The sequence below is a fragment of the Citrobacter sp. Cb028 genome (genome assembly GCF_030336705.1).
Classification (GTDB): Bacteria; Pseudomonadota; Gammaproteobacteria; order Enterobacterales; family Enterobacteriaceae; genus Citrobacter; species Citrobacter braakii.
The window spans coordinates 741,903-755,794 of record NZ_JAOWCZ010000034.1 but is presented as its reverse complement, the minus strand read 5'-3'; the positions used below and the strand labels follow the sequence as shown (position 1 = coordinate 755,794).

Here is a 13,892-nt window from a genome sequence, read left to right as displayed (position 1 = left end):
CTTAACGCGAACGGCGTAGAATTCCACTTTCACTTACCGCCACTTCCAGTAAATCAAATGTGAATGATTCTTCATGCAAAACGCCATGATTATCATGCCAAATACATTTAGCATGTACCTCAGTAGACTCAGATACCATCATTTTAAATCCACCACTTTTCAGGCGAACAACATCAGCAGGTTTGAACATTTTGCTTCTCCAAAGTTTTTTAGACAATCCATTATATCATAGCGAAACTGATGTAGATTCACTGCACAAACAATATAAAAAACAAACAGTTACAAAACACCTTTTAAAATGTATTGATGCGGTGATTTTTCATTGAAAACCAGGCCATTCCTCGCAGATCGCATAATTAAATTTCTTATCGCCATAAATTACCGTTGCTCCACGGGCTAACGCGCTGAGTTCCCACTGTTCCGGGGTAATCCCTTCCTGAGCCAAATCGAAACGAATTTTCGGAATTTTATCCCTTTCAGCTTTGGTTAGCCTGGCTGATGGAGCCTGTTCAGCAGTTTTAAGCGGTGCTGCATTTCTTTGTTGGCGGTTTTTCTGAGGCGCGCCAGCTTTTAACGCACCGTTAAGCACCTTCATAACATCTGGCTCATCCCAACCAATAACCCCTTTATCAATCAGATTTAACACCGTTGCGGCTTGCTCAGACGGTGTAGGTGTCATAACTGGAGTATCACCGCCAGTGAGCTTTCCACAGTTATTGACAGGACTCCGAGGCGCGGCAGAGCCGCTTTTTAAGGTCAAAGGCTCAACGGCCAAAATCTTTGGAACAATGCGCCATTCGGCTGTACGGGTTACATGTATGCGGCTCGCCCCGAGGTGAGGGGCATAAATGCCGACCACTCTCTCGATATCTTCCTCATATTCGTTGACCTCATCAGTCACCTTACGGGCGACCCTGACGGCCTGTTCATCACGCGGCATGTTTGCCCCACCCTGCGCGATGATATATAGGTCAAATTCACCTTCATCAGCAGCAGCCCGGACAGCCTCGACCCGGTCGTCAAACTCACTGGCGATACTTACGCCGCGCGGCAGCTTGCGCAGTTCGCGGTAAGCGCCCATTGTCGGCAGGCCAATTGGTTTAAACTGCGGGATGCGCCATGTAGACGCCCATGCAGTCACGGCTGCAGCCGTATCTTTCAGAGGCTTGCCGGTGTCGTGGTCGAGCTGGCCGTCGAGTGCGTAGCCGTCGATATTTTTGGCAATGTATTTAGCGATATAACCCGCCGCACCGCCCTGATTAATATGACGAGACTCAAAGCGCTGTTTCGCCGCGCCCTTTTCGTGCCCATCCTCTTTGAGGGCATAACGACGCATAATTTCGTTAATAGCTTTACGCTGACCGGGTTTGCAAAACAGCATCATGTGCCAGTGTGGCGTCCCGTCGTGGTGCGGTTCGACAACACGCATCCCGTAAACCTCTAAATCGTTATCTTTGAAAGCGGTACGTATCAGGCTCCAGATTCGGCATAGATAGCGCTGGCCGTCTTTGGGGGTAAATGCGGTTTCATTCCAGCCATGATTGAGCTGCACAGTTTTGTTTTCACCTTTGCCGACCTGTCGGGTCGGGTGATACTTCGATGGCGTGGTCAGCGTGATAAACATCCCCACGTCACCAACGCTGGCCGCGTAGCGTTCAATCCCAGCGATAGTGTTCATCAGTTCCATACGCCGTATTTCAGGGTTAGAAATACTCCCCATGACCTTACTGATGAGGTCGATACGTTCGCCGGTGACTTTGTTTTCCAGCTCGCAGGATTTCAGGTATTCGAGATTAGCCAGGCGGCGCGCGTGCACATCGCGGATCGCCATTTTGCTTGCGTAAGGTGAGCGGTCTTTGTTGACCTCACCGGCCGCAATAAGCAGCGCCTCGCGCCAGCGCATCCGCTGCGCCTTGAGCTGACTGACCCACCACTCATCTTTTATCAGACGGGAAATAGCAGAAAATGCCATGCGGATCGTCATCTGACCCTTACGGTATTTTTTCCAGTACATCGGGGTGAAGTTAAAAGCGCGAGCAATACCGGCCACCTGACCGTATAAATGCGCCTGCGCCTCATCGGTGAATAAAGTTTCTTTCCCGCCGTGCGCCTCCTCCCATGCGTCGCTTAACTCTTCGTATTTGCTCCAGAGTTGAGAAGCAATTCTGGCCGCAAATTTCTTAAGCTCTTTGTCATTCATATCCGGCAGGCGCGCATACTGGTCACGCTCGGACAAAAAACCAATCGAGGCGGATTCATTCATCCCGCACAGCTCATTAACACGCTCAAGACGCGGCAGCAGCTTGCGCTCAAACGTGTTTTTGAGGAAATACAGCCCACCCAAAGGGCTCTTTGTGCGGCGAATGAAGTTATAACGCGAGGTAAACAGCGTTTGCAGGAAAAACGGCAGGCGATCAATCCGGTTTAAAACACCTTGCACCTGACGGAGTTCGGCACGTGTAAGGGGTCTGTCGCGGCCAACTGCCTCGCGGGATTTATTCCACGGATAAGCACCGACGAAATTATCACCGGTGCTTTTTGGTAGTGGCGGAGGTGGTGAAGGAGCTACGCGGCCACGAGTCATAATCGTCATGACTCGCAACCCGAATTAACTAAACAACAATCTGAGGCAGCATCAAGAAACGCTTCTACAAATTTAGCTGCAGCTTGCGGGACTATTGCGTTACCAAAACCGCGCAGTCGCTCCACCCTTGCGGATAACCCATCAAGAGTCTCGCCATAACCGGCAGGTAGCATTCTAACTTGACCATCTGCTCCCTCGTCGGGTCTCCATTCAGACCAAAAGTGTGAAGCCACATCTGGCGATAAAGAGTGTCGTTTCTCATCCTTCCATCCTTTCTGTAAAAAGACTTGCTCAGATTCCCCGTATCCTTGCCAGCTCGCGCTGTAACAGTCGCCCACGGTCGCACCGAAGCAAATTCGCTCTCTTTTGTGGTACGCGCCGTCGATTGCAGCAGGCAAAACTGCCGCTGCGCAGGCGTAGTTTTCTTTTTCCAGCTCAACGAATAAATCATCGAGCCAGAATTTGTTAATTGCCGCTCTAACTTGCTCTCCAAACAAGACTGGAGGACGACACTCAATGATGAGCCGGGCGAAAGTCGGCGCGAGGTGTCGGGGGTCGTTTTGAGCGAGTTGTTTTCCGGCTGTGCTGAATGGCTGACAAGGTGGGCTTCCGGTCCAGCAATGGAAAGTGTCTGGCACACCAGCGAGGCGCAAAGCGTATGACCATCCGCCGATTCCGGCGAAGAAATGGCACTGCTTAAATCCTTTAAGGTCTGATGGGGTAACATCGGTAATACTCCTGTCATCAACGATTCCATGCGCAATTAACCCCGCATCGATAAGATTGCGAAGCCATTGCACAGCAAAATGATCATATTCGTTGTAATAAGCTGTCACTGGTTTGCACCGCCAGCCATGAAAGCATCAAGACACTGCTGACCCAATTGCTCAACTTGCACGTTTAAATCTGCAAAGCAGCGCGCGTCACCTGTCAGGATGCCGTGTACTAACAGACCAGATGCGAGCTTGGAAATTGTTGGATAATAACCAATAACACCGAGCCACTCTTTACCGGCGCTCTTTCCTGATTTTGCGGTTTTCTTTTCCTGCAAAATAAATTGAAACTGGTCACTAGTGACGACGAAACGGTCGCCCACCTCAATATAAATTGACATTATTTACCACCTTTCCGATTTAATTTTTTTAGCTCACACGCGCAATATGTAGATTGTTCAGCCATGAATTTTATTAACTCATCCGCCGTGGTTATTCTCTTGTGATAAATAGCACGTTTGGCGAGCAGGTCGACAACATCAGAAAACAGATTTAACTCATTCGAATAAATAGCGATAACTGACCCAACCATCACGCCAGATTCTTTATCACTTTTGAGGTCAGACAGAGATAAATCACCATTTTTGAGAACGGCAACTTTTAAACAGCCATTGATAATCACAGATTTCAGCAAAGACATTAAACAGCCTCCCCACGGGCGAGACCTGCGTTATGAAGTACCGTTGATTCCTGGCTGAGTAACTCGACAATCTCAACACGCCCCAACTCCTGCGTAACGATATGTTGAATCAGTTTATCCAGATGAGATGAGAATATAGTCGCCGCGTCGGCCTGCGCTTCTGCTCTGGCCTGCTGAAGCAATAAAGAAAAATTACCGCTTTGCTTTTCCGTTCCTGTAAGCATGACTTTCTCCTGACAAAAAGAAGTCCCGCACAATCAAGTGCGTTTAAAATTCGTATTATTTAATTAATGCAAATATTGCTCAGGCTTTACCGATGTTAATATCGTCGGCGCATACTCAAACAGGCTAAATAACTCACGCAATGCACGAAATAACCTCTCACGCCAATAACATGATTCTTCATTAATTCGCCAGTAAGGCTGATTAAATTCAACCTCACTTAACCCTGCATGTAAAAATAAAGAACGTCGCTGACCTACTGTTAGAAAACTAATATATGCAGACTCACTTGCGCCAACCTGACGACGTTTAGAAAAAGCTGTACGCAATTCATCGATAGCACACACCAGACGCTCACGGTCTACATCATTCATTTCTTCGAGACGCATCATTGCATGACGTTGTTTTAACTGAGCATGAAAACAGACCGTCAGGCGGTCACGTTCCATCATTTGATTATAGAAATCGCAGCTATCATGCCAGCGCGGTTCCGCCAGATGTTTTCCGATGACGTGGCGCAGGGATTGTGGCTGTTTTTGAACTAAAGCAAGAGTCATTACCGCCATAACGTTAACCCTCTGGATTTTATGAAGTGTTTAGCCATGGTAAAAAATCCCGGCTTACGGGTGCGGATGATGATGCCTTTACGTCCCTTACCATGGGTAATCTTGAACGTCATCGGGCGTGGGCTTTCGCTACGCAGTAACTGAGCAATGCAACGAGGTTCATTCATGAGCTTTTCCCCTAAGCAACCGCGCGACCATGAGCCGACTTGCTGTAGCTAATACGGTTTTTCCAGTCATGCCACTCGGTCGGAGCGTCCTGCACCAACTGTGCAGCGTATTTATCCCACTCGCGGCGGTTTACCCATAACTCCGCTTGACCACCCGGTTTTAAAGGATCCGTCATGTAAAAAGCAGGCAATTTGCCGGACTTAGCCATTTCAGCCACTGCTCGAGGACTTTTGCCGATATAAAGCGCAAACCCCTCTTTAGAAAGTAAGTCAGATGGATGTTCAGAAATACGGACCTCCTTCTTCTTAACAGAGCTTTCTGCGCTTCCTCCATCAACCGCAACACCAGAAATTTCTACATCTGTTGACAATTTGCTATCCTCCATAAGATTTGCATTTCACCAACTGGAGCTACTTAGAGCCACTTAAAGTGAATTGCCAATGTTTAACTGCACATATAATTGGAGATTAGCAAAATTATGTCAAGTGAACAAAGCGAGAAGTTAAAACTCATCCGTGAATCTGAACGTTTAAAAACAAAGGAACTTGCTGAATTAATTGGAATAAATTACTACACCTATCACGGCTACGAGTCTGGAAAATCCAAAATGCCGATGGACGCAGGTATGAAACTCTTTAAACACCCTCGATTTCGTAAGTACCGCGATTGGTTCATGTTTGATGAGACTGACCCCGAAGCCGGACAGATAGCTCCGGCGCTCGCACACTCTGGGCAAGATTTAACAACCTCGCAGCACTCAGACCAAAAGACTGGTTAACCATTCACCGTGCGCATGTTTATTACAAAGTTTGTTTACTTGTTAACAAATACGGCGAGCAACGTAACCACAGGAGATTCAAACCGCAAAAAATAGCGTCAAAGGCACAAAAGAAGAATTTATACACCGCATGGAGAATCTTATGAGCATTAAGAAACTCGATGACGGTCGATATGAAGTGGACGTAAGGCCGCAGGGTGCAGACGGAAAACGCATCCGGCGCAAATTTAACACAAAGGGCGAGGCGCAAGCCTTTGAACGCCATGTACTGGTTAACTTTCACAATAAAGAGTGGATTGAAAAACCAGCAGACCGAAGAAGAATTACCGAACTTTTAGAACGTTGGTGGATATATCACGGCAAGATGCACCCCCGCGGGGATATCGAAAGGGGTCGACTTACAACAATAGCCGCAAAGTTTGAGGAAATGGGTATAACCAGAGCTGATCAACTAACCAAAAAATCGATAACCGATTACCGGGTGTTGATGATGAATGAGGGGTTGAAACCAGCCAGTGTAAACCGACATATGGCAATGATGAGCGGCGTATTCACAAAACTGATTGATGCAGAGGAATACAACTGCCCTAATCCGTTCAGGGATATCAAGCGGTTGAAAGAGGCTTCTTTCGAAATGGCTTTTTTGTCAGGTGAGGAAATTGAAGCTCTGTTAGCCCGCCTTGATGGCGACGAGCGCAACGCCGTTCTAGTTTGTTTGTCAACCGGCGGCAGGTGGGGTGAGGTTTCTGACTTAAAAGCCGAGCACATCATAAATCAGATGGTTACATTCATGAAAACCAAAAACGGGAAGCGCAGGACAATCCCCCTTTCGCTTGACCTAATAAAGCGAATCAAGAAGAAAAACTCAGGCAGGCTCTTTAACGCCAGTTACTACAAAGTACGCACCGCCTTAAAAGAGGTTAAACCCGATTTACCAGATGGACAGGCCGTACATGTTTTGAGGCACACATTTGCCACACATTTTATAATGAATGGAGGTAACATAATCACATTGCAGCGCATATTAGGTCATTCAAACATACAGCAAACTATGACCTACGCACATTTCGCGCCGGATTTCCTGCAAGATGCAGTGACTCTAAATCCGGTGTCTGGAATGTCCATAATGCGTCCATAAACCAGAGCTACTTAGAGCGAATTAGAGCGATATGAGTAATTTAAATCACTGTAATACAACAGAAAACCCCGCTGCATCGGGGGCTACCAAGTCAGTTATTGGTCGCATTCACTCCTTTGAATCCTGTGGCACTGTTGATGGCCCGGGCATCCGTTTTATTACCTTCTTCCAGGGCTGCCTGATGCGCTGCCTGTATTGTCATAACCGTGACACATGGGATACGCACGGCGGCAAAGAAGTCACCGTCGACGAGTTAATGAAAGAGGTCGTGACCTATCGCCACTTTATGAACGCCTCCGGTGGCGGTGTGACAGCGTCCGGTGGCGAAGCTATCCTGCAAGCTGAATTTGTACGCGACTGGTTTCGTGCCTGTAAAAAAGAAGGTATTCATACCTGTCTGGATACCAACGGTTTTGTTCGCCGCTACGATCCGGTGATCGATGAATTGCTGGAAGTCACCGACCTGGTGATGCTCGATCTCAAACAGATGAACGATGAAATCCATCAGAATCTGGTGGGCGTATCTAACCATCGTACGCTTGAGTTCGCACGTTACCTGTCCAATAAAGACATCAAGGTGTGGATCCGCTACGTCGTTGTGCCTGGCTGGTCTGACGATGACGACTCCGCGCACCGCCTGGGCGAGTTTACCCGCGATATGGGCAACGTAGAGAAAATCGAACTGCTGCCATACCATGAGCTGGGCAAACACAAATGGGTGGCAATGGGTGAAGAGTACAAACTTGACGGTGTTAAGCCACCGAAGAAAGAGACCATGGAGCGCGTGAAAGGCATTCTTGAGCAGTATGGTCATAAAGTAATGTACTAAGGTATGACGACCACGGCGTCGCAGCGCTCTGCTTGAGTAGCGCGACGCCAACGTTCGATGCCTACGACATAAAATATTCTGAAAGTTTATTGGTCACGCTTTCAATAGAGAAAATACGTTTCTGGTGTGCTTTACGACACTGCACGTAACGCTCATCCTGCTCTTCCAGAGCACTGAGTATGCGATCCGCCACCATCATCGCACCAGCAATTTCAGCAAAACCAGACTCACCTTCCCCCTGTAATGCAACCGCCGCCTGCAAATTCCAGTCAGAAAGCCGATTTAATGGAGCAAACGATCCGCGAGTTAACGAGAGAATTTTTATGCCTTGTTCCTTCGCTAGCGTCAGCGACTGCATCATATCGGTAGAGATTTGTTCTGTATGAATAACAATAATCCCTGTTTTTTGGCTGTCCGCCAACGGAGAGATAGCCGCCGGATAAAATCGGTCGATATAACTGGCTATTTTCCCCATCTGCACCAGATTGATTTGCAGGAATAACGCCACCGGCACCGCAGTACCTACCGCATAAATTGCAATATTACTGAGCTGATTTAACCAGGTCGCAACCGCCTGCAACTCTTTGCTGTCAATGATGGCATTGCTGTCACAAACGCTTGCCAGTACCGCCGCCGTCTCCTCACTTCCTCCATCATTCGGCCGTGCAGCTCCTTGCTCCAGTGCAAGAGCCGTTCTGAAATCAGAAAACCCCTTAAAACCAAAGGCACGGCAAAAACGAGTGATGCTCCCCTCACTGGTATCAATAGAATCGGCCAGCTCGGTTATCGTATGCCGCATCACAAAATCAGGATTTTCAGTGATAAAACGCCCTACCTTTTCCAGTATCGGACTCAGCTCTGAAGCCCCATTTCTTATGTTAATCAATAAATTAGTATCTATCTGACTCATTTTTCGCCTTTTTGCACAAAATGCAAATGCTGTCACATACTTTGCCCGGCTTTGCGATAATAATTTTTATCGCACCAATGATAATTAAAAATAATTATTTTTACAAACAGGAGAACGTCTAATGAAAGGTCTGATCGTCTGTCGTACCGGTATGGGCAGTTCGCTAATGCTGAAAATCAAAGCCCAAAAAGTCATCGATAAACATGGCTGGGATATCGATCTTGAACACGATGTCCTGTCAGGGCTACGAACCTGGCAAAACATCGACTTCGTGATCACCATGAGCGACCTGACCGATGAGGTAGAAGCCGCCGGGTTCAGAGCAATCGGTATCACCGATCTGATGAACAGCGAAGAAATGGAATCTGCGCTCACCAGCGTTGTTCAAAACAACTAACCTCTCCGGGGGAAATATGGATCTCCTAAAGTTCATTGTATTCGACATTTTGGGTGTAACCCCACTTTTAGTTGGCTTTATTGCGCTAATTGGTTTGCTTATCCAGCGTAAACCCATCGAAAAAGTGCTTTCAGGTACCTTTAAAACCATCGTCGGATTTCTGGTATTTGCCGGCGGAGCAGGGATTGCGGTGACATCCTTAGGTAATTTTCAGACCTTATTCAGCGATGGATTCGGTCTGAAAGGTGTGATGCCGTTAGCCGAAGCGTTAACTGGGCTGGCACAAACCAAGTTTGCCATGTGCGTTTCACTCATCATGGTCGTTGGTTTCGGCTGGAACTTGTTTTTTGCCCGCGTAACGCCGTTCAAATACATCTTCCTGACTGGCCAACATAATCTGTATCTGTCTGCCCTCTTAACCGTTACGCTTAAGGCGCTTGGCTACAGCGATGTAACAACAATCATCGTCGGTTCCATACTGCTGGGGCTTGCGGCCTGTGTCTATCCAGCTATCGCTCAGCCGTGGATGCGTAAGATTACCGGTAATGATGAAATCGCGATGGGTCATTACGTTACTCTGGCCTACGCGCTATCGGGATGGATCGGTTCGAAAGTGGGTGATCCTAAGCAGTCAACAGAAAAGCTAAATCTTCCCGGATGGTTGGGGATTTTTAAAGACTACATCGTCTCCGTGTCCATCTCTGTCAGTATTTTCTATTACATCGCGGCGCTTGCCGCAGGCGAAGAAGCGGTAACGGCCGCCGCCGGTGGAATGCATTGGCTGGTTTATCCGCTATTCCAGTCACTCACGTTTACCGCATCGCTTTATATCATCATCACCGGCGTTCGCTTGCTGTTGTCAGAAATAGTCCCGGCATTTCTGGGCATCTCTGAAAAATTTATCCCGAACGCCAAACCCGCACTGGATTGCCCAGTCGTCTTTCCGTATGCCCCAACCGCCACCGTTTTAGGTTTCATCTCTTCCTTTGTGGGTGGATTGGTGGTTATGGGGGTACTCGCATTAATTGGGCAAACGGTCATTATCCCCGTCGCCATCCCCTACTTCTTCATTGGTGCTACCGCCGCCGTCTTCGGTAATGCGTCAGGAGGCTGGAAAGGGGCCATCGCCGGTAGCTTTGTCACTGGCATATTAATTGGTATTGGCCCGGCACTCATCTATCCCATCATGGAGTCGGTTGGATTGTCCGGTACTAGCTTCCCGGAGACAGATTTTGTCGCCCTCGGCTTAGTGGTTTATTACATCGGCAAAATGTTGCCCTGATAAGGAATGAACATGAATATTGACGAATTAAAATCCCATGCGCTGGCTGCTCGCCGGGATATTGTCACCATGATTTATGAATCAGGCATTGGCCATCCTGGCGGTGCATTGTCCATCATCGACATTCTGACCTGGATTTACGATCAAGAGGTGGACTTCTCCTGCACCCCTCGCGCTCGCGTGGTCATGAGCAAAGGTCATGCGGTTGCTGCTCAGTACGCCATGTTGCATCAAAAAGGCAAAATTGAGCGCAGCGAATTTAATACTTTTCGACAAATTAACTCACGTTTACAGGGGCACCCTAGCATCAAATCTCTGCCCGAAGTCGATGCAACAACCGGCCTGCTGGGCCAGGGATTATCCATTGCCTTTGGTATGGCGGCGGCCAAAAAACAGCGGGGGGAATCACAGCGCGTTTTTGCCATCATTGGCGATGGCGAAATGCACGAAGGGCAAATCTGGGAAACGCTACAACAGGCAGGCCATATGAAGATGGATAACCTGGTGGCAATTATCGATTACAACGGTTTTTCCTCCCACGACCCCGTTAATCAGGTGGTGAATCTGGAACCTCTGGCCGACAAAGTGCGTCTTTTCGGCTGGCACGTACTCGAACTCCATAACGGTAACGATATGCATCAGGTTGCCGACACGCTGATGCTTTCACGCCATCTGAAAGGAAAACCTGTCGCCATTATTGCGCATACCACCAAAGGCAGTGGCGTTAGCTATATGGAAAATAACGGTGACTGGCATTCAAAAACCCCAACCACCGAACAATATCAGCAGGCTATGGAGGAGTTGCAGTGATGAAAGCCCCACGTGATGAAATTGGTAACGCACTCATTGCCCTGAAAAAAAAGGGCTATCCCATTGTCGCCATTGATAGTGATTTAGCCAGCTCCACCCGCACTGACCAGTTCCAGGCCATCTATCCAGACGCTTTCTTTGAAATGGGTATTGCGGAAGGATCGGCAATGAGTTTTGCCACTGGCCAGGCGCTGGAAGGAAATATTCCGTTCTACGTTAACTTTGCGATGTTTGTGACAGGCACCGCCTGGACTCAACTGCGCCAGGCGTGCTACGCCAAAGCTAACATTAAATTAGTTGGCAGCCACCCAGGAATGGATGATGGACCTGACGGCGCATCGCATCATGCGCTGGAAGATCTGGCCCTGACGCGCGTACTGCCGGGGCTCACCATTCTAACGCCTGCCGACGCTGAAGAAGTTGAGGCCGCATTTGAACAGGCAGTAAACATTCCCGGTCCGGTCTATATTCGCGTAGCCCGAGAACCTATGCCCGTGCGCGATAAATCTACCGTTCCGCGAGTGACCGATATCGCCGCCGTGGAGGACTCAGGCAATGACTTCGCCATTCTCTATGAAGGGACCGTTCTGGAGCAGGCAAGCGCAGGTTATGTGCAGCTGTGCGCCCAGGGAAAACGTGGCAAGCTGATTCACGTCGCCATGCTAAAACCGTTTAACCGCCAGCGCTTTCTGCAACTGATTGCCAACTGCCCGCAGATCGCAACGATTGAAAATCACACGATCACCGGTGGGCTTGGCGGACAGGTTGCTGAAGTATTGGCGGAGGAAGGATTAACCACGAGATTAATCCGACTGGGGACACAAGATACGTTTACGGAATCAGGCAATAGCCGCCAGTTGAAAGAGAAATACGGTATTTCGGCGACCGCACTCTTTGAAGCCCTGAGATAGTTCGGGTTGGCAGACCGCAATGCGGTCTGCTGCTCTGAAATAAGGAGAACACAATGACATCTGCGCTATTTTCTGCCTGTCAGTTTCGTGAACAATGCCGATCCTGGCAGGAGGCCGTGACGCTGGCTTGCCAGCCTCTGGAAGAACTGGGCGCGATTACGTCCGCCTACGCTCAGGCAATCATCCGTGAAACAGAACAACTGGGTCCGTGGTACATCTTAAGCCCTGAGTTTGCCCTGCCGCACGCTCGTCCGGAAGAAGGAGTGATAAGCAGTGAGACACATTTGTCGCTCTTGTGTCTGAAAGAGGCGGTGCCTTTTCCAGGGCATCCAGATGTGCGGTTAATTATTGTCCTGGCGGCTGCCAGCAGCACCCGACATATTGAAATGATTCAAAAACTGGTTTGCTGGCTGGATGAAGGGGAGCATTTACAACAGCTGACGAGTATGACCAGTCAGGCGCAACTTCACTGCACGCTGAAAGCATGCGAATACCTCGCAACTTCCGGCATACCCGCAATGGGAAAATGAGTCACGGTATGCAAACATTTTGCCTTGCATACCGTCTGGCGCGCTTTATACGTGAGCCACCGGAGTCGGTGTATGTCTGGCGCTACGCAACAACATCAGCAGATAAATAAACGATACGCTGGCAATCATAATGAATAACAGATTATCGGAATAATTCTGCATCAGCATTGCGGTGAATGAAGGACCAAGCAGGCTGCCAACGGTATAGCTTAATAACAATGCCTGATTCATGGCGACCAACTGATGATGTTCAACCTTTTCACAGGCCCAGGCCATCGCCACCGGATAGAGGGTAAAACCTGCCGCACCCAACATAAACAACGCAGGCGCCATCGCCGCCTGATTCAGCATGGCGATACTTCCGACGATAACCACGAAGACCTGGACGCGTAAAACCAGCAGGCGTCCCAGCTTGTCTGCCAGGCGGCCAATCGGCCATTGCCCCAGAATACCGGCGCTAACCAGAACCGCCATCCAGAAACCAATGCTGGCGTTGCTCACCCCTTGATGGTTGAGATACAGCGGCATCAGGCCATACAAAGACCCCAGCACAATCCCGGAAATAATACAGCCGTTAACGCCCAGACGCGCCTGACGCAGCCTCAGCATGGAGGTAATAGGGGTAGACTGCTGTTCATCACCCTGCTGATTGGCAATGCGCGTAAAGAGCAATGGCAAAACACCAGCCAGGATCGTACCCGTCACCCACGGCAGGACGTTCATCAATTCTGTTGATACTTTACTAACCAGTAGCTGGCCTAAAAACGTCCCCACGTAATAGATCATCATATAGGCGGCAAGCAAGCGTCCGCGATTACGCGAAGTCCCGCTGCACATCAGCGCACTTTCCACTACCACCCAAATCATGGCGCAGCCAACACCGGCGATAAAACGCCAGGTCATCCAGCTCCAGAACCCCACCATAACCCCCAGGCCGATACAGCCCGCGGCAAAAATAAGCGAGGCAATGTAATAGCTGCGATTAAAACCAAGGTGTTTTATTAAATACCCGGTCAGCAACGTCCCTACCAGATTGCCGGTAAAGTAGGAAGAACTCACCACACCTACCTGCCAGGTGGGCAAATTTTCATGGGCGAGCCAAAGCGGGACGAGCGTGTTTAACACGGCGATCGCCAGGGTCAGCAGAAGCAGCCCGCACAGCAACAGCATGACGGGACGGGTATAGATGGACATGAATAAAAACCGTGAGGAAGTTCAAATTTCATGCGCATCATGCCACTGCCAAAAACATTGTCAATCGGCGCAATCAAAGGGCTGAAGCGCTTTCCGGACGATCGATTTGCATTACTGATTCTTAATGTGAATAGATAAAAAACACAAAAACACATCTGCT

The 13,892-nt window shown here is 48.9% G+C and carries 19 protein-coding genes; 8 read left to right on the top strand and 11 right to left on the bottom strand.

Features of this window, described 5'->3' with window-relative positions; translation table 11 throughout:
- Position 1 precedes the first annotated feature (1 nt).
- The 9 genes from OGV75_RS13205 to OGV75_RS13165 all read right to left on the bottom strand — a co-directional run bounded on the left by OGV75_RS13205 (position 2) and on the right by OGV75_RS13165 (position 5,338).
- Positions 2–190: a DUF2158 domain-containing protein gene (locus OGV75_RS13205; RefSeq protein ID WP_286480765.1), complete on the bottom strand. Its 189-nt coding sequence runs from the start codon at positions 188–190 to the stop codon at positions 2–4.
- Positions 191–319: 129 nt separating this feature from the next.
- Positions 320–2,593, bottom strand: coding sequence for a replication endonuclease (locus tag OGV75_RS13200; protein ID WP_286480764.1), 2,274 nt, complete (start codon positions 2,591–2,593; stop codon positions 320–322).
- Positions 2,590–3,222: a DNA cytosine methyltransferase gene (locus tag OGV75_RS23545; RefSeq protein ID WP_353622581.1), complete on the bottom strand. Its 633-nt coding sequence runs from the start codon at positions 3,220–3,222 to the stop codon at positions 2,590–2,592. Before OGV75_RS23545 ends, OGV75_RS13200 begins: the two co-directional genes overlap by 4 nt.
- A 194-nt stretch (positions 3,223–3,416) precedes the next feature.
- On the bottom strand, positions 3,417–3,698 hold the full coding sequence (locus tag OGV75_RS13190) for a DUF5405 family protein (RefSeq protein ID WP_286480763.1): 282 nt from the start codon (positions 3,696–3,698) through the stop codon (positions 3,417–3,419).
- Entirely contained in the window at positions 3,698–3,997 is a 300-nt protein-coding gene (locus OGV75_RS13185; RefSeq protein ID WP_286480762.1) for a DUF5405 family protein, read from the bottom strand. The genes OGV75_RS13190 and OGV75_RS13185 overlap by 1 nt, the downstream gene beginning before the upstream one ends.
- Positions 3,997–4,221 (bottom strand): DUF2732 family protein, encoded by a 225-nt coding sequence (locus OGV75_RS13180; RefSeq protein WP_286480761.1) that lies wholly within the window; start codon positions 4,219–4,221, stop codon positions 3,997–3,999. The genes OGV75_RS13185 and OGV75_RS13180 overlap by 1 nt, the downstream gene beginning before the upstream one ends.
- A gap of 63 nt (positions 4,222–4,284) precedes the next feature.
- Positions 4,285–4,785, bottom strand: a complete 501-nt coding sequence (gene repB, locus OGV75_RS13175) for a phage replication protein B (RefSeq protein WP_279653635.1) — start codon at positions 4,783–4,785, stop codon at positions 4,285–4,287.
- Entirely contained in the window at positions 4,776–4,952 is a 177-nt protein-coding gene (locus OGV75_RS13170) for a hypothetical protein (RefSeq protein ID WP_286480760.1), read from the bottom strand. Before OGV75_RS13170 ends, repB begins: the two co-directional genes overlap by 10 nt.
- An 11-nt stretch (positions 4,953–4,963) precedes the next feature.
- Positions 4,964–5,338, bottom strand: coding sequence for a Cox family DNA-binding protein (locus OGV75_RS13165; protein ID WP_286480759.1), 375 nt, complete (start codon positions 5,336–5,338; stop codon positions 4,964–4,966).
- Between the two features lie 93 nt (positions 5,339–5,431).
- On the opposite strand from OGV75_RS13165, the gene OGV75_RS13160 reads away from it, so the two are divergent.
- The 3 genes from OGV75_RS13160 (at position 5,432) to pflA (ending at position 7,698) form a co-directional block, all read left to right on the top strand.
- A complete protein-coding gene (locus tag OGV75_RS13160) occupies positions 5,432–5,731 on the top strand; it encodes a helix-turn-helix transcriptional regulator (protein WP_181539866.1) in 300 nt (99 codons plus the stop codon).
- Between the two features lie 142 nt (positions 5,732–5,873).
- Positions 5,874–6,869: a phage integrase gene (locus OGV75_RS13155; protein WP_181539867.1), complete on the top strand. Its 996-nt coding sequence runs from the start codon at positions 5,874–5,876 to the stop codon at positions 6,867–6,869.
- Between the two features lie 31 nt (positions 6,870–6,900).
- A complete protein-coding gene (pflA, locus tag OGV75_RS13150) occupies positions 6,901–7,698 on the top strand; it encodes a pyruvate formate lyase 1-activating protein (RefSeq protein ID WP_044701640.1) in 798 nt (265 codons plus the stop codon).
- 61 nt (positions 7,699–7,759) lie between these two features.
- Here pflA and OGV75_RS13145 read toward each other — a convergent pair whose 3' ends face one another.
- On the bottom strand, positions 7,760–8,608 hold the full coding sequence (locus tag OGV75_RS13145; RefSeq protein ID WP_047359385.1) for a MurR/RpiR family transcriptional regulator: 849 nt from the start codon (positions 8,606–8,608) through the stop codon (positions 7,760–7,762).
- A 121-nt stretch (positions 8,609–8,729) separates the two neighbouring features.
- On the opposite strand from OGV75_RS13145, the gene OGV75_RS13140 reads away from it, so the two are divergent.
- Genes OGV75_RS13140 through OGV75_RS13120 form a run of 5 tightly spaced genes read left to right on the top strand, consistent with a single transcriptional unit; the run spans position 8,730 to position 12,538 of the window.
- Positions 8,730–9,005 carry a PTS sugar transporter subunit IIB gene (locus tag OGV75_RS13140; protein ID WP_016152439.1) on the top strand — a complete coding sequence of 92 codons (276 nt, stop codon included), beginning with the start codon at positions 8,730–8,732 and terminating at the stop codon, positions 9,003–9,005.
- A 16-nt stretch (positions 9,006–9,021) separates the two neighbouring features.
- Positions 9,022–10,287, top strand: a complete 1,266-nt coding sequence (gene ulaA, locus OGV75_RS13135; RefSeq protein WP_046274698.1) for a PTS ascorbate transporter subunit IIC — start codon at positions 9,022–9,024, stop codon at positions 10,285–10,287.
- Between the two features lie 12 nt (positions 10,288–10,299).
- Entirely contained in the window at positions 10,300–11,097 is a 798-nt protein-coding gene (locus OGV75_RS13130; protein WP_019076395.1) for a transketolase, read from the top strand.
- On the top strand, positions 11,097–12,008 hold the full coding sequence (locus OGV75_RS13125; protein ID WP_217124720.1) for a transketolase family protein: 912 nt from the start codon (positions 11,097–11,099) through the stop codon (positions 12,006–12,008). The genes OGV75_RS13130 and OGV75_RS13125 overlap by 1 nt, the downstream gene beginning before the upstream one ends.
- Positions 12,009–12,061: 53 nt before the next feature.
- Complete coding sequence (locus OGV75_RS13120) at positions 12,062–12,538, top strand: PTS sugar transporter subunit IIA (RefSeq protein WP_046274696.1); 477 nt, start codon at positions 12,062–12,064, stop codon at positions 12,536–12,538.
- 45 nt (positions 12,539–12,583) lie between these two features.
- Here OGV75_RS13120 and OGV75_RS13115 read toward each other — a convergent pair whose 3' ends face one another.
- Entirely contained in the window at positions 12,584–13,732 is a 1,149-nt protein-coding gene (locus tag OGV75_RS13115; RefSeq protein WP_047414116.1) for an MFS transporter, read from the bottom strand.
- Positions 13,733–13,892 lie beyond the last annotated feature (160 nt).